The sequence below is a fragment of the Kribbella sp. NBC_00662 genome (assembly GCF_041430295.1).
GTDB lineage: Bacteria > Actinomycetota > Actinomycetes > Propionibacteriales > Kribbellaceae > Kribbella.
This window is the reverse complement of the sequence record NZ_CP109029.1, coordinates 7,077,518-7,093,430: the sequence shown is the minus strand read 5'-3', so window position 1 is coordinate 7,093,430 and position 15,913 is coordinate 7,077,518. Positions and strand designations below refer to the sequence as shown.

Here is a 15,913-nt window from a genome sequence, read left to right as displayed (position 1 = left end):
AACCGTCTGCGTTGTGCCTTCCCCGCTCGCATGCGAACGGGGAAGGCACAACGGGGCGGGTTAACCCATCACGCGGTTTTGATGGCCGGGTCGCTGGTGCCGGGGGCGCCGGTTTCGACGTGGCCGGCGTAGCGGCGGAGGTACGTCGTGTCGGTCGTGGTGGTGACCGAGACGTCGTACCAGCGGCTCGTGGTGGTGACCGTGTACGTCGTCCTGCCCTTGCGGACGTCGAGGTTCTTGGTCTTGCCGGTGTAGGCGTTGGTGATCGTCACCCGGCGGGCCGCGTCGGAGGTGATGGTGAGGGTGAGATCGCCGGCGTTCTCGCGGGCGGTGATCTCCAGGCCGGTCGCGGGCTTGCCTTTGAAGGTGCGGAGGAAGCCGTTCGGGCCGTGCACGGTGAGGTCGGTGACGCCGCCGGAGTAGATCGGGTTCCAGCTGTCGGCGACGGTCTTGCCGGCCTCGGTGGTGTACGTCCACGGGCCGTCGGTGCGGTTGGCCGACGTGATCAGGAACTGGGCACCGGCCTTCGGCCCGGAGCTGAAGGTCAGCCTGTACTTGCCGTCGGCAACGGCTCCGTCGACGACCGGTGCGTAGGGCAACGGCCTGGTACGGCGGCAGCCGCGTTCCTGCACCGGTACCTGACCGATCGCGGGCGGCGTCGGCACGTAGTCCGGGTGCCGCTTGTTGTCCGGCGGTTGGTACGCGCTCGTGTCGGGAAGCTTCGCCGGCCGCGTGGCCGTCGTACCGAAGTCGAACGCGGAGCTGAGGTCGCCGCAGACCGCGCGGCGCCACGGCGAGATGTTCGGCTCGTGCACGCCGAACCGCGACTCCATGAACCGGATGATCGACGTGTGGTCGAACGTCTCCGAGCAGGTGTAGCCGCCGGTGCTCCACGGCGACACGACGAGCATCGGCACCCGCTGACCGAGACCGTACGCACCGTGCGCGGCCTTGGTGCCGGTGTACAGGTCCGGCCCGGGATCGACGGTCGACAGGCCCTGGTTCGCGTCCAGCGGCGGGAACGGCGGTACGACGTGGTCGAAGAATCCGTCGTTCTCGTCGTAGGTGATGAACAGCGCGGTCTTGCTCCACGCCTCGGGGTTCGAGGTGAGCGCGTCGAGGACCTGGGAGATGTACCAGGCACCGTAGTTCGCCGGCCAGTTCGGGTGCTCGGTGAACGCCTCGGGTGCGGCGATCCAGGAGATCTTCGGCAGCCGGTTCGCCTTCACGTCGGCGGTGAGCTGCGCGAAGAGGCTCTCGCCGGCCTTCGCGTTCGTGCCGGTGCGAGCCTTGTCGTACAACGGGTTCCCGGCCGCGGCGTTGCGGTAGTTGTTGAAGTACAGCAGCGAGTTGTCGCCGTAGTTCCCGCGGTACGCGTCGTCGATCCAGCCCCAGCCGCCGGCGGCGTCCAGGCCGTCGCCGATGTCCTGGTAGATCTTCCACGAGACACCGGCCTGCTCGAGCCGCTCGGGGTACGTCGTCCAGCCGTAGCCGGCCTCGTCGTTGCCGAGGACCGGGCCGCCGCCGGTGCCGTCGTTCCCGGTGTAGCCCGTCCACATGTAGTAGCGGTTCGGGTCGGTGGAGCCCATGAACGAGCAGTGGTACGCGTCGCACAGTGTGAACTTGTCCGCGAGCGCGTAGTGGAACGGGATGTCCTCGCGGGTCAGGTACGCCATCGTGGTCGACGTCTTCGCCGGGATCCACTGGTCGTACTTGCCGCCGTTCACCGCCTGGTGCGCGTCGCCCCAGCTGTGGGCGAGGTCCTGGATGAACTGCATCCCCAGGTCGTCGGCGTCCGGGTGGAACGGCAGGATCTCCTTGCCGAGGGCATTCTTCTGGTGCCACACCGGCTGACCGCTCGGCAGCGTCACCGGCCGCGGGTCACCGAACCCGCGGACGCCGTTCAGCGTGCCGAAGTAGTGGTCGAACGACCGGTTCTCCTGCATCAGGACGACGATGTGCTCGACGTCCTGGATCGTGCCGTACCGACGGTGCGCCGGGATGGCGGCCGCCTGCTCGATACTGTTCGCCATCGCGGCGAACGCGGCCGAGGCTCCGGCCAGTTGGAGGAACCTCCGGCGATTGATGTCTGGCATGCAAGTCTCCTGACAGGCGGTGGGGCGGATGGAGTCTGAATCACCAGCACTGCGACGGAGGCACCCTAATCTGAACGTTTAAACGATGGAAGATGAATTGCTCCCTTTCCTCTTTGGAGCAAGACTGGCCTGAGTGCGGCCTGGGGACTTGGGGGAGGCTGCGATGGGTGGGGGAGTCGACCAGCAGACCGTGCTGTCCGCGTTGACCGAGAGTGAGCGGTACGAGCGGTTCGATCTGCTGCAGAGCCGGATGGCGGGCGTGTGGGACGCGATGTTCCGCAACTACGACGACGAGTCGGTGATCGTCATACCGTCGCTCACGGTGGATGCGACCGAGGCCGAGTCCGGCACGCTGATGCAGGCGTACGAGGAGCGGTTTCTGTTCTTGCTGATCCTGTTGCGGGAGCCTCGGTTGCGGATGGTTTATGTGACTTCGATGCCAATCGCGCCGGAGATCATCGAGTACTACCTGTCGTTGCTGCCCGGGGTGATTCCGAGTCATGCTCGGGCGCGGTTGTCGCTGGTCTCGGTGGATGATGCGTCGCCGGTGTCGCTCAGTGAGAAGTTGCTGGCCCGGCCGCGGCTGTTGCAGCGGATCGGAGAGCTGATTCCGAATCGGATGCGGTCGCATCTGGTGCCGTACAACACGACCGAGCTCGAGCGGGACGTCGCGATCAGTCTCGGCATTCCGATGTACGCCGCGGATCCGCGGCTCGCGCCGCTGGGGTCGAAGTCCGGGTGCCGGCGGTTGTTCGCGGAGCTCGGCGTACCGCATCCGTTGGGGAAGGAGGACCTGCGGAGTCTGGACGACCTGGCCGACGCGCTGCTGACGATGCGGGCCGAACGGCCGGCGATGGACAGCGTGATCGTGAAGCTGAACGAAGGCGTGTCCGGGGAAGGTAATGCGGTGGTCCGGTTGAAGGGACTGCCGACCCCGGGCGCGGTGGGGGAGCGGGACGAGGTGCTGCAGCGACTCCGGGAGATGGAGCTGGAGTCGCTGACGACGCCATTCGACGTGTACATCGCGAAGTTCGCGGAGAACGGCGGCATCGTCGAGGAGCGGATCGTCGGCGACGAGTTGCGCAGTCCCAGTGTCCAGCTGCGGGTCGTGCCCGGTGGCAAGGTCGAGCTGCTGTCGACCCACGATCAGCTGCTCGGCGGCGCGAGCGGGCAGAGCTACCTCGGGTGCGTGTTCCCGGCGGCGCCGGAGTACGCGCGGATGATCACCGAGCAGGCGGCGAGGATCGGGCAGCGGCTGGCGGACGAGGGCGCGCTCGGGCGGTTCGCGGTCGACTTCGTCGTGGTCCGCGGTGCGGACGGCGGCTGGACGCCGTACGCGATCGAACTCAACCTGCGCAAGGGCGGTACGACGCATCCGTTCCTCACGCTGCAGTTCCTGACCGACGGGAGGTACGACCCGCGAACGGCGTTGTTCCTCACGCCTGCGGGACACGAGAAGCACCTGGTCGCGACCGACCACCTCGAGTCCGAGCTGCTGACCGGGCTCGGTCCGGCGGACCTGTTCGACATCGTCGCCCGCAACGGGCTCCACTTCGACCAGTCGCGGCAGGTGGGGATCGTGTTCCACATGATCAGCTGCCTGACCGAGTGCGGCCGGCTCGGACTGACGGCGGTGGGCAACAGCCCGGCGGAGGCGGATCGCCGGTACCGTGATGCTTCCCGCATCGTGCTGGCCGAGGCCGAGCAGGCCTTCGCGGAACGCCCGCTCCCGCTCTGAAGGGGTTTCATGCAGCGAGTTTGGTACGTCGCCTACGGATCCAATCTCGCGCTCGACCGATTCCGTTGCTACCTGGCCGGCGGCCGCCCCGAAGGCGGAGCTCGCGTGTATCCGGGCTGCCGCGACCACAGCGACCCGGAGGCGATCGCCGCCGTCGAGGTCCCCGGCGGCCTCGTCTTCGCCGGTACGTCGAAGGTATGGGGCGGAGGCTCGGCCTTCTACGACTCGACCGCGGACGGCATCGTTGCCGGCCGGGCCTACCTCCTCACACCCGACCAGCTCGGCGACGTCGCCGCGCAGGAGATGCGCCGCGAGCCGGGCGGCGAGTTCGCCGTCGACCTCGCCGGCCTGCTGCCCATGGTCGACTCACTCCACACGATGGGCCCGGGCCGCTACGAAACCGTGGCCCGCCTGGGCGAACGGGACGGCGTACCGATGTTCACCGTCACCCACGGAACCGTCGCCGATCTCGACCCCGCCGCCCCCACCGCGTCGTACCTGCGGTGGATAGCTACCGGCTTGGTGGAAGCACACGGCTGGGAGATCGACCGCGTGGTCGAGTACCTGCATGCCGTGCCGGGCGTCCAGCTGGGTTGGACGCCCGGCGCGTTGAGGTCAGCGCTTGACGGCGATGCAGGTCGCGGTTGAGGTCTTGGTCGGGTCGCTCTCGGAGGTGGCGGTGAGGGTGATCTTGCCGATCGGGCCGGTGCCGGGCTTGGTGTAGACGGGGACGGTCACCTGCTGGCCCGCGTTGGCGGTTGCGAGGGCGTTGGGGAGGGCGATGGGCCAACCGTTCGCCTTGGCGGACAGGCGGTACACGTCGCCCTTCAGGTACTGCGTGATGTCCTCGGGGCCGGACGTCGTACCGGCCTTGCCGGTGTTGGTGAGGCGGAAGTCGCAGGTCTGTACGCCGCTGCGGTCCGGCTTCGCGACCGTGGGCAGGACGCGTACGCCGCGCTTCTGTGTGCCCGAGCCGTCGAGTGAGCGCACGGCGACCGTGTACGACAGCACGCCCTTGCCGTCCCGGTGGACGTTGGTGATGTAGAAGTGCAGCCGGTTCGCGGTGTCGGTGTACTCGTACTCGCTGCCCGAGTTCGTGCCGGCGTGGAAGAGCGCGTCCGACAGTTGGCGGTAGTCGCCGATCGTGATCGGGACCTTCGTGCCGTCGGGCAGCACGTAATCGGTCATGTTGATGTTCTGCGGGTTCGCGTCGATCACCCACTCGAACGGCGCCCGGTCCTGGTTCTTGGTCTTCGCGAGCAGTACGCCGGAATCGGGCGTGAACGAGTCCGTGCCCATCCGGTCCACCACCTCGGCCGTGTAGTTCTGGTACCCGCGGCCGTCGCACAACGGATCCGTGGTCACGTCGCACGGCGCCGCGAGATCGCCGGCGCCGCCGAGCTCGATGTTGATCCCGGACAGATCCTTCGCGCCCGGGTTCACGCTGCGCGCGGTGACGTTCGCGATCACGACACCCGACGACGCGAGCGCCTCGCGCGACAACCGCAGTACGTTCTGCTCGTCGACCATCGAGAGCTTGATCTTGTTGCGGAGCATGTGTTGCGCGCCCATCGACGCGCCGCCGGTCGCCGGGATCATCCATCTGCTGTGTGGTCCGCCGGGGCCGTTGAAGCTCCCGCGGGACAGCATCTCCCAGATGCCGGTGTACGCGCGTCTGGCCGGCACGCCGTACGGGTTGTTGTAGTTGTCGCCGATCCCGAGGATGTGGCTGAACTCGTGCGCGAAGACCGCCATCCCCGAGCTCTCGGCCTGCGTCGACGAGCCGCCGCCGGCGTTCGGCCAGATCGACGCGCCGGCGGCCCACGACGTCCAGTCGACGTACCGGGTGTCGGACCAGTTCGGCAGCGCCGGATCCGGCGGGCCGAAGTCGTCGGTGACGTCCTCCTTGGTCGGGAACTTCATCATCCCGAACTCCTGCCAGGTGGACGATTCGTCCTGCCCGGCGCTGAGGAAGAATACGAAGTCGAAGCCGGCCGGGATCTCGACGCCCTGGTCGGCCACCCACGCGGCGCGACCGTCGGTCCGGATGTCGCGGTCGCAGTTGTCGCCGGCCGGGCACTCCGCCGGGCTCTGGAACTCCATGCCGTACTCGTGCGACTTGCCCGGCATCCGGTACGGACCGAACGCGGTGAGGTCGACGCCGTACCGGCCGCCGGAGTCCTCCATCCAGTACTCGTGCAGCGTGTGCCCGTGGTTCAGCGGCTCGGGCTTGTTCAGGAAGTCGTGGTAGAACGACGCGACCTGGTCCCGCGGTACGCCGTTGGCCGCGGCGCTCGGGTTGCCGAAGACCGTCGAGCCCTTGGGCTTGGTGATCACGAAGTCTTGGTTCGGGTAGTCGAGCAGCACCAGCGCGCCCTTGAACGTGCGGACCGAGCCCTTCACGTTCGGGTCGGCCCAGTTGGTCCCGGGCGGTTTGACGTAGTCGTCCCACGTCATGTGGTCCGGGTTCTCCCAGTTCTGCGGGTCGATCGGACCCGGCAGGCCCTTCGACACGGTCTTCGCGACGCGCTGGTCCGGCCCGGACTCCTGCCACGGCTGCTGCTGCGGCCAGTGCGGGTACTGCCAGGCATTCGCGGGGTCCGGAGGAGGTGCGCCGGGGGACGCAAGTGCCATCGACGGCACAGAGACGGCGGCCAGCACTGCGACCAGCCGCAGGACACGACGAACTTTCCGTTGCTCAGACACGGGCGGGCATCCGATCGACGAAGTGGGCGGAACACAGAGCATGCCTGCTGAGACGCCGGACCACAACAGATCGGCTCACTGTATACAGTATGGTGAGCGGTGTCCCGGCTCTGGATGGAGGAAGCGATGTACTCAGTCACCGACCCGGCAAGTGGGCAGCTGGTGGAGGAAGTGGCCAACTCGACCGAGGAGGAGGTGCGCGCCGCGATCGGACGGGTGTACGACGCCTACCCGGACTGGCGGCGCCGATCCGTGCCGGAGCGGGCCGCGATCGTAGCGCGGGCCGCGGACCTGTTCGAGGAGCGCGCGGACGAGCTGGCGCGGATCATGACGCTGGAGATGGGGAAGCGGATCAACGAGGGCCTCGGCGAGGTCGGCATCGTGGTCGACATCTTCCGGTACTACGCGGAGCACGGGCCGGCGTTGCTCGCGGACGAACCGATCGACATCAAAGGCGGCCGCGCCGTCATCACCAAGGGCCCGATCGGCGCGCTGCTCGGGATCATGCCGTGGAACTTCCCGTGCTACCAGGTGGCCCGCTTCGTCGCGCCGAACCTGGTGCTCGGCAACACGATCCTGCTCAAACACGCCTCGATCTGCCCGCGATCGGCGCGCGCGATCGAGGAGATCCTGCACGCGGCCGGCGTACCCGAAGACGTCTACGTGAACACGTTCGCGTCGAGCCGGCAGATCCCCGGGATCCTTGCCGACGCACGGATCGCGGGCGTCTCGCTGACCGGAAGCGAACAGGCCGGGATCTCGGTAGCCGCCGAGGCCGGCAAGAACCTCAAGAAGACCGTGCTCGAACTCGGCGGCTCCGACCCGCTGGTCATCCTCGACACCGACGACATGGACGAGACCGTCAACGCCACCGCGACCGCGCGGATGCGGAACTGCGGCCAGTCGTGCAACGCCCCGAAGCGGATGATCGTCCTGGCCGGCATCTACGACGAGTACGTCGACCGCCTGACCAAACGCGTCGCGGAGTACTACGTCCCCGGCGACCCGTCCGATCCGGCGACGAAGCTGCCGCCGCTCGCCTCGACCGCGGCCGCCGACGAGGTCGCCGCCCAAGTCGCCAAGGCGATCGAGCAGGGCGCGACGCTGCGCGCCGGTGGTCGCCGGATCACGCCGGGCGCGTACCTCGAGGCGACCGTCCTCACCGACGTCACGCCTGAGATGGATGCGTACTACGAGGAGATCTTCGGCCCGGTCGTCATCGTCTTCCGGGCGCAGGACGAGGACGACGCGATCCGGCTGGCCAACGACACGCCGTTCGGTCTCGGTGCGTCGGTCTGGGGCACCGACCCCGACCGCAACCGCCGGGTGGCCGACCGGATCGATGCCGGCATGGTCTACCTCAACCGCGCCGGCGGTTCCCAGGCCGACCTGCCGTTCGGCGGCATCAAACGCTCCGGCCTCGGCCGCGAACTCGGCCCGGCCGGTATCGAGGAATTCATGAACAAGAAGTCGATCCGGCTCTGATGTCAGGAACCGGTCATCGGGGCGCGACGGCGGGCGGAGCGCGATCAGACTTGGGTTGACGTCCCGTGACCGAGAGCGATGGATATGAGCTACCAGCAGTTTCCGCCCCCGCAAGGTACGCCGTACCCGGGACCGCCGCCGAAGCCGCTCCGACCGCACGACCCGCTGGCCGTTGCCCTGGGCAACGCTTCGTTCCTCGGCCTCGGGTACTTCCTGATCCGTCGCGTGCTCCTCGGCGTCCTCGGTCTCGTGGGTACGGCGATCCTCGTCGTCCTGCTCTGCAGTCAACGGAAGACCGGGTACGAGTTCGCCCTGCTCGGGTGGGGCGTGCTGCAAATCGTCCACGGCTGGTTCCTGGCCCGGCGTGAACGCTTGCAGGCGGCCAGTCTGACCAAGCGGCTGGTCGCCGGCGGCGTCGCGATCGTCGTGCTGGGCGGCGTCGCCTTCGAGCGGTACGACGCGCAGCGGATCGACAAGCAGGCGGTCGCGGCGCGCGAGGCCGGCGACTGCGGCGGCGTACGGGCGGCGCAGGCGAAGTACGGTCCCGGGCATCGGATCGGCGACGCGCCGCGGACCGTTCGCGTCGAGGGTGATGTCGCGGCGTGCGATCGGATCGACGTCTCGGCGGACACGTTGACGACCGCGACGGCGCTGATCGACGTACCCAGGATGAAGACGGGCTTCGACCAGCTGTCGGCCGTCGCCGCCGATCCGAACCAGCAGCAAACCGTTGGCCGGGCCGTCGACCAGTTCGTGGCCAGGTTCCCGCTGAAGGACTCGTGCGCGAGTCTCGAGGTGACCAACTGGCTGCGGACCCGGAAGCCGGTCGGCAACGTCCTCGACCGGCCGAACGCGCTGGTCCCGAAGATCGAGCCGAACGCCTTGCTCGGCTGCGCCGATGCCCAAGCGGCCAAGTCCGACTGGGTGAACGCGCGCAGCATGTACCAGTTGCTGGTGAGTCGGTACCCGCGCGCGAAGCAGGCGGTCCGGGCGCGCTCCGGAGTACAGAACGCGAACTACCAGATCCTGCAGGCGAAGGTCCGCGCGGAGCTGGCCCGGGTGCGTAATCTCGTTTCGTCGGGCGGCTATTGCTCGACGCCTAGGAAGTACAGCCCCGCACCGCGGCTGCGCGGAGGCGTCAACCGTGCCGTGTTCTCCGGTGCCAGCGAGTACACCAGCAAGCTGCCGTCGCAGTGGAAGGGGACCACGGCCGACAACTCAGCCCTGGTCGTCTGCGCGGGGGAGGAGACGCAGGGAACGGCTGTGCGCACGTGCCGGTACACACCCTTCATCGGGTCCGGCGGCTCGGACACATGGGTGACGTTCTACAAGATCCAGGTTCCGGTCCGCGTGTACGAGCTGCGCACCGGTCGGCTGATCCGGACGAGCAAGCTGCAGATCAGCGGGTCGGTCTGTCCCGCGACGATCACCTACACGACGTACAACGGCGTCGGTTTCCCTGATACCGAGCAGGATGTGAAGCCGACCGCTGCCACGATCCGGGCTGCGTTCCAACCTCTCGTCGTGAGGCCGTGAACCGCGCATACTGCGAGTAAGCGAGTCCACGTCGAGGGGGCGACTGAGCGATGACCGTGCCCGGTGAGTACTCCATCAAGACCTATCGCTACCTGCGGATGGCGATGGTGGCGATGATCGTCCTGCTCGGCGCCGCGCTGGTGATCGAGTGGTCGAAGACCGATCCGCGCTGTCTGCAGACGTCGATCAGCGCCTACTACTACACGCCGGTCCGGGCGATCTTCGTCGGCGCGCTGATCACGATCGGCGTTTGCATGGTGGTGCTGAAGGGCAACACCGAGCCGGAGGACATCCTGCTGAACGTGGCCGGCATTCTCGCTCCGGCGGTCGCACTGGTGCCGACGCCGGGGCAGGGCACGTGCCACTCGGTGCAGGTGGGACTCGGTGACGCCGCCGCGAACGTCTCGAACAACATGCTCGCGCTGTTCATCGTCGGGCTCCCGTGCCTGATCCTGACCGCGGTCTTCATCGCCCGCGACCGGGCCAAGAACCCGGGGCGCTGGACACCGATGTACCTGCTCGGACTCGGGGTCGCGGTGCTGATCTTCGGCGGCGGTCTGGCGTGGTTCTTCGCCGACCGGTCCGGGTTCATCGGTCACGCGCACTACGCGGCCGCGATCGTGATGTTCGTCTGCATCGTCGCGGTCGTGCTGCTGAACGCGGAGCAGTTCCGGCGTAAGCAACGCAAGCACGCCGTCCCGCACTCACCCGCGAACAGGTACTCCGTGATCGCGATCGCGATGGTGGTCGTGCCGCTGCTGATGTTCCTGTGGAAGAAACTCTTCGGCTGGGACCACGCGGTGCTGTGGATCGAGGGCACGCTGATCGTGCTGTTCGCGGCCTTCTGGGTCAGCCAGACACAGGAGCTGTGGAACGACGGGATCCGTCAGGAGTTGCCGCGTGCGACGGGCGGACAGGCCACGCCGTCGCCGTCCGGGTCCAACGCGCGGGAGTAGCCCGGGTCGCCGCGGTGCAACGGCGCCTTCCCGGCCGCACGGACCTGCGCACAACTCCGGTACGTCGTTGTCGCGGTCGGCGGACGCTCCGCACGGGCCGGCTTCGCGCTGCGCTCGATCGGTGCCTGGGTCACGGGAGCGGTCGGCCCGAGGAGGGGCGCCGTACTGTCCGAGTCGCTGCTGAACGGGTTCAGCAACACGAGCGCCATCAGCGCCGTCGGTACGACGACCATGATCGCGGTCGTGATCCGCCGCGGTCCGCCGTACCGGCCGATCGGTCCGCGAACCCCTCGGCCGTATTCGTCGACCCAGAACACCCAACGGTCCGGCGCCTTCGGCCAGGACTTGGGTGGCTGCCACCGTCGTGGTGGTCGCCAATCCGGCGTCGGTGGATCAGGCCACTCTGGTGGTGTGTTGAACTGCCGCACTTTCCATCCTCCCCGGATGGCAGCCTAACCACTGGGGCCCGTGAAGAAACAGTCCTGTCCACCGAAAACCCTTTGTCTTATACGTTTGGCCGCCGTCGGGCCCCCGGCCCGGGACGTGGTACGGCGTCGCGCGGAGTCGTCAGCCGGTGACCGGACTCGCAGTACAGCTCGGTGTGGACGGGAGCTCCGCAGTCGCGGTGTTCGATCGTGAGCGGTGAACCTTCGGGGCCGGCGAGGTACTTGTCGCCCCAGTCGCGGATCGCGATCAGGACCGGGTACAGATCGAGGCCCTGCTCGGTGAGGCGGTACTCGTACCGCTGACGGGCGCCCGGTTCGCGGTACGGCGTACGCCGGAGGATGCCGTGCTCGACGAGCTTGGCGAGCCGGTTGGACAGCACCTGGCGGGGGATGTCGGTGCGGACCCGCAGGTCGTCGAAGCGGCGGATGCCGTTGAACAACTCGCGCAGCACGATTACCGTCCAGCGTTCGCCGAGGATCTCCATGGTGCGGCCGATCGGGCAGTTCGCCACCGACCAGTCCAGCGCGTTGTAGGTCGTCAAGCCACTCATCCGGCCATCGTAGTGAGCTCTAGGTCTCGTTGACAGACCCAGGTGACCGGTGTGAGGCTCGATCCATGACGGAGACTCAGCAGGCGAACCGGAGCCGGACGTTCACCTGGACCGATCCGGCCGAGACGGCGGCGCGGGTCGGCAGCTCGTCCGGGCTGGAGATGCTGCAGGCGATGCGCGACGGGCTGATCCCGGCGCCGCCGATCCTGCAGTTGGTCGGGGCGACCGGATTCGAGCCGGAGGAGGGCAAGGTCACCGTCTACATGCCGGCGGCCGAGTTCCACTACAACCCGCTCGGCTCGGTGCACGGCGGCGTGATCGCGACCCTGCTCGACACCGCCGCCGGCTGCACCGTCCACTCGACGCTGCCGGCCGGCGTCGGCTACACCTCGCTGGACCTGATGACCCGCTTCATCAAGCCCGTCACGGTCGACTCCGGGGTGCTTCGTTGCGAGGGTGCGATCATCAGCCGCGGTCGTCGTACGGCGGTCGCCGAGTCCCACCTGTACGACGAACGCGGCAAGCTCCTCGCCCACGCAACGTCGACCTGCCTGATCTTCGAACTACCGCCTCAGGCCTGATCGGCGAGCAGCTTCTCGCCTGCAACCAGGCGGACGCAGGTGGCCAGGCCGGTGATCGCCGCCTCGACCTCGGGCAGCTCGGGGTACGTCGGGGCGATCCGGATGACCTGGTCGGTCGGGTCGTCGCCGTACGGGTGCGTGGCGCCGGCCGGGGTGATGGCGATACCGGCCGCCTTGGCCTTCGCGACGACCTCCTTGGCGCAGCCCTCCGGGACCTCCAGGCTGATGAAGTAGCCGCCGGCCGGAGCGGTCCACGACGCGAGGCCGGTGCCGCCGAGCTCCGCGGTGAGGATCTTGTCGACGGCGTCGAACTTCGGCCGGATCAGCTCGGCCAGCGTCCGCATGTGCTCCCGCAGCCCCTCGGCGTCGCGCAGGAACTGCACGTGCCGCAGCTGGTTGATCTTGTCCGGCCCGATGCTCCGCTTGACCGTGTGGCTCAGCCACCACTCGATGTTCGCGGGCGACGACCCGAAGAACGCGACGCCGGCCCCGGCGAACGTGATCTTCGAGCTCGACCCGAACACGAACGCGCGGTCCGGGTGCCCGTTCTCCGCGCACAGCGCGAGGACGTCGGCGATCTTCGCCGGGGCGTCGGTCAGGTGATGAACGGCGTACGCGTTGTCCCAGAAGATCCGGAAGTCCGGCGCGGCGGTCTCCATCGCGGCCAGCCGGCGGACCGTCTCGTCGGAGTACACGGTGCCGTCCGGGTTGCTGTACTTCGGCACGCACCAGATGCCCTTGATCGCGGCGTCCTCGGCGACCAGCCGCTCGACGACGTCCATGTCCGGACCCTCGGGGGTCATCGGCACCGGGATCATCTTGATCCCGTACCGCTCACAGATCCCGAAGTGCCGGTCGTACCCCGGCACCGGGCACAGGAACGCGAGACCCTCGACGTCGGCCCACCGCTGCTCGGCGCCGGGCACCTTCCCGAGCAGCGCGAACACGACCGCGTCGTGCATCAGCTCGAGGCTCGAGTTCCCCGCGGCGAGCAGCTGCTCGACCGGCACCTGCAGGTCCTCGGCAAAGATCGCCCGCACCTCCGGCAGCCCGTTCAGGCCGCCGTAGTTCCGCAGGTCGGTCCCGTCCGCCGCCACCGGCTCACCGCTCAGCCCCAACACACCGTTCGCCGCATCCAGCTGCTTCGGCGAAGGCTTCCCCCGCGTCAGGTCAAGCTTGAGCCCCTTGGCCACCAGCGCCTCGTAATCCTTCCGCGCCTGCTCAACCTGACCAGCCAACTCATCGACACTCACGGGGGGAGTCCTTTCACAAAAGGTAGGTATTACCCCAAGCCTAGTGATCCCCACCGCGCCACCTACGCCGGGGCGTCAGCCGCCTCGGCGGGGGTGGCATTTGGGGTCCCAGGGCATGCAGGTCGGGATGTTGGGTGGGGGTTTGATCGTGGGGGGCACCACGGGTGGGGTGACGGGGGGCTGGGCTCGGCTGCCGTTGGAGATGATGAGGGTGACGGTCGAGCCGGCCGGTGCGCCGTCCTCCTGGCGGGGGGTGGTCCAGGCGACGGTGCCGGCGGGGGCGTCGGAGTCGACGCGGTCGCCGTGCGACATGACGACCTTGAAGCCCATCGACAGCAGCTTCGCGCCGGCCTCGGCGGGCGTCATGCCCTTCAGGTACGGCAGGTCCTTCACGTTGCCGCGGATGATCTTGTCGTCCGGCTTCGTGAACTTGCTGCTCGGGAGACCCTGCAGCGCCAGCTGCATCGCGGTCTCCCACACCGGTCCGGCTGTTCCCGAACCGGAGGCGTCGCCGATCTTCTTGCCGTTCAAGGTCAGCCGCGCCAGGTCCTCGTATTTCGGGTCGGCATCGGCGACCACCGCTGCGGCGGCCATCTTGGACGAGTAGCCGGAGAACCACACGGCGAAGTTGTTCTGAATGGTACCGGTCTTGCCGGCGAGGTCGCTCTTGCCGAAGTTCAGCTTCGCGCCGGTTCCGCCGCTCTCCATCACCTGGTGCAGGACGTAGCTGACACCGTCCGCGACACCAGGCGACAGGACCCGGTGGCAGTTCGGGCCCGGCGTCGGGATCGCCTTCTGCGTCTTGATCATCGTGATGGACGTGATGATCTGCGGGGTGCAGTACATCCCACGGGCGGCGAACGTCGCGTACGCGTTGGACAGCATCAGCGGCGTGATCAGACCGACCGAGCCGAGCGTGAACGACGGCACCTGCTGGAGCGGCTTCAGCGTCTGTGCGTCGTACATGCCGAGCTTCGAGGCGATGGTCGCGATCGGGCAGAGCCCGATCTGCTCGGACAACTGCAGGAAGTAGGTGTTGGTCGAGGCGCGCGCCGCGTCGACCATCGACGGGTCCGCGATCGTCTTGGTCGAGTTGCTCGGGTTGTAGTTCGGCGACGATATCGGTCCGTTGCAGGTACTGAACGTCTTGCCGCTCAGGTCGATCGTCTGCGGCGAGTTGATCCGGTACGTCGTCGGCACGCCCTTGCCGATCGCCGCGGCGATCGTGAAGGCCTTCATCGTCGACCCGTTCTGGAACCCGCCGTACCCGCCGGCGTAGGTCTTCTCAACGTTGTAGTTGTACGACGTCTGGCCCTTCTTGCTGCCGTACTGCCGGCTCTGCGCCATCGCCTTCACGAGTCCGGTCCCTGGCTCGACCATCGTGATCGCGGCCACAGCCTGGTCCCCGGCCTTGGAGTGCTGGTTGATCGAGGTCTGGGCTGCCGCCTGGATCTTCTGATCGAGCGACGTCTTGATCACGAGACCCGCGGTTTCGATGTAGTTCTCGCGTTCCTCCGGCGTCTTGCCGAACGCCGCGTTCGCCTTGAGCTTCGACACCACGTACTCGCAGAAGAACGGGTACTTCGAGTTCGCGCAGCCGCTCGGGGCGATGCGGACCTTGGCCGGGTCGATGACCGGTGTCTTGATCGCGTCGGCCGCCTCCTTGGCGGTGATGATGTTCAGCTCCTGCATCCGGCGCAGGACGACGTCGCGGCGGGCCTTGGCCCGGGTCGGGCTGTCGATCGGGTCGTAGCCGGTCGGGTTCTTCACCAGGCCGGCCAGCATCGCGGCCTGCGGCAGGTTGAGCTTGGCGGCGTGGACGCCGAAGTAGTGCATGGCGGCGGCCTCGACGCCGTACGAACGGTCGCCGAAGAAGGCCAGGTTCAGGTAGCCGTTGAGGATCTGGTTCTTGCTCAGCTCCTTCTCGACGGCGATGGCGTAGCGCAGTTCGGCGATCTTGCGCTCGTACGTCTCGGCGGTGGCCTGCTTGACCTCTTCCGGCGTCCGGGCCTTGTTGATCAGGTTCAGCTTCACGTACTGCTGGGTGATGCTCGAACCGCCCTGCTGGACCCCGCCCGACGACTGGTTGCGCAGCATGGCGCGCAGGGTGCCCTTGGCATCGATCGCGCCGTGCTCGTAGAACCGGTCGTCCTCGATCGCGACGATCGCCTTGAGCATGACCGGGCTGATCTGCTTCAGCGTCACCGGCGTCCGGTTCTGCTGGTACAGCGTCGCGATCGTCTTGCCGTCCGCGTCCTGGATGATCGTCTTCTCGGCCAGCGGAGCGGTCTTCAGATCCTGGGGCAGGTACTGCACGGTGTCGTGCGCGGTGGCCGTCGTCACGCCGACCAGACCGGCGAAGGGGAGGGCCAGTCCGGCGAACAGTGCTCCGGCGAGAACACTGACCAGCAGGAACACGAACACCGACATCACGACATTGGGCCGCTTGGCCCGCCGTTCGCCTCTGTGCATGGTTGGGCAGATTACGTCAGGTGGAGTCCCTCAGGCACTCTCCCTGTTACGGAATTTACACATTTGCCCAGCGATCTCACCAACAGTGATCGC

The 15,913-nt window shown here is 67.7% G+C and carries 12 protein-coding genes; 6 read left to right on the top strand and 6 right to left on the bottom strand.

The features are described 5' to 3' along the window. Positions 1–68 precede the first annotated feature (68 nt). A complete protein-coding gene (locus tag OHA10_RS34925) occupies positions 69–2,096 on the bottom strand; it encodes a phosphocholine-specific phospholipase C (RefSeq protein WP_371403054.1) in 2,028 nt (675 codons plus the stop codon). 163 nt (positions 2,097–2,259) lie between these two features. Here OHA10_RS34925 and OHA10_RS34920 point away from each other — a divergent pair, with 163 nt between their 5' ends. Beyond that, the gene (locus OHA10_RS34920) at positions 2,260–3,834 is read left to right on the top strand and encodes a peptide ligase PGM1-related protein (RefSeq protein ID WP_371403053.1); all 1,575 of its coding nucleotides are present in this window, start codon (positions 2,260–2,262) and stop codon (positions 3,832–3,834) included. A 9-nt stretch (positions 3,835–3,843) separates the two neighbouring features. Continuing rightward, entirely contained in the window at positions 3,844–4,482 is a 639-nt protein-coding gene (locus OHA10_RS34915; protein WP_371403052.1) for a histone deacetylase, read from the top strand. On the opposite strand, the gene OHA10_RS34910 is transcribed toward OHA10_RS34915, so the two are convergent. Next, positions 4,450–6,540 carry a M6 family metalloprotease domain-containing protein gene (locus OHA10_RS34910; RefSeq protein ID WP_371403051.1) on the bottom strand — a complete coding sequence of 697 codons (2,091 nt, stop codon included), beginning with the start codon at positions 6,538–6,540 and terminating at the stop codon, positions 4,450–4,452. The two genes, OHA10_RS34915 and OHA10_RS34910, sit on opposite strands and share 33 nt — an antisense overlap. Positions 6,541–6,666: 126 nt before the next feature. On the opposite strand from OHA10_RS34910, the gene OHA10_RS34905 reads away from it, so the two are divergent. The 3 genes from OHA10_RS34905 (at position 6,667) to OHA10_RS34895 (ending at position 10,517) form a co-directional block, all read left to right on the top strand. Then, positions 6,667–8,025, top strand: a complete 1,359-nt coding sequence (locus OHA10_RS34905) for an NAD-dependent succinate-semialdehyde dehydrogenase (protein ID WP_371403050.1) — start codon at positions 6,667–6,669, stop codon at positions 8,023–8,025. Between the two features lie 84 nt (positions 8,026–8,109). Next, positions 8,110–9,561: a tol-pal system YbgF family protein gene (locus tag OHA10_RS34900; RefSeq protein ID WP_371403049.1), complete on the top strand. Its 1,452-nt coding sequence runs from the start codon at positions 8,110–8,112 to the stop codon at positions 9,559–9,561. Positions 9,562–9,611: 50 nt separating this feature from the next. Next, entirely contained in the window at positions 9,612–10,517 is a 906-nt protein-coding gene (locus tag OHA10_RS34895; protein WP_371403048.1) for a hypothetical protein, read from the top strand. On the opposite strand, the gene OHA10_RS34890 is transcribed toward OHA10_RS34895, so the two are convergent. Both OHA10_RS34890 and OHA10_RS34885 read right to left on the bottom strand, forming a co-directional pair. Further along, on the bottom strand, positions 10,448–10,945 hold the full coding sequence (locus tag OHA10_RS34890; protein ID WP_371403047.1) for an excalibur calcium-binding domain-containing protein: 498 nt from the start codon (positions 10,943–10,945) through the stop codon (positions 10,448–10,450). The two genes, OHA10_RS34895 and OHA10_RS34890, sit on opposite strands and share 70 nt — an antisense overlap. Before the next feature lie 77 nt (positions 10,946–11,022). Beyond that, entirely contained in the window at positions 11,023–11,514 is a 492-nt protein-coding gene (locus OHA10_RS34885; RefSeq protein WP_371403046.1) for a winged helix-turn-helix transcriptional regulator, read from the bottom strand. A 65-nt stretch (positions 11,515–11,579) separates the two neighbouring features. Between OHA10_RS34885 and OHA10_RS34880 the strand changes: the two genes are divergently transcribed. Further along, positions 11,580–12,095: a PaaI family thioesterase gene (locus OHA10_RS34880; protein ID WP_371403045.1), complete on the top strand. Its 516-nt coding sequence runs from the start codon at positions 11,580–11,582 to the stop codon at positions 12,093–12,095. Here OHA10_RS34880 and OHA10_RS34875 read toward each other — a convergent pair. Together OHA10_RS34875 and OHA10_RS34870 are read right to left on the bottom strand one after the other, a co-directional pair. Further along, positions 12,086–13,348, bottom strand: coding sequence for an aminotransferase class I/II-fold pyridoxal phosphate-dependent enzyme (locus OHA10_RS34875; RefSeq protein ID WP_371403044.1), 1,263 nt, complete (start codon positions 13,346–13,348; stop codon positions 12,086–12,088). The two genes, OHA10_RS34880 and OHA10_RS34875, sit on opposite strands and share 10 nt — an antisense overlap. 75 nt (positions 13,349–13,423) lie before the next feature. Continuing rightward, the gene (locus OHA10_RS34870; protein WP_371403043.1) at positions 13,424–15,820 is read right to left on the bottom strand and encodes a transglycosylase domain-containing protein; all 2,397 of its coding nucleotides are present in this window, start codon (positions 15,818–15,820) and stop codon (positions 13,424–13,426) included. Positions 15,821–15,913: the final 93 nt, after the last annotated feature.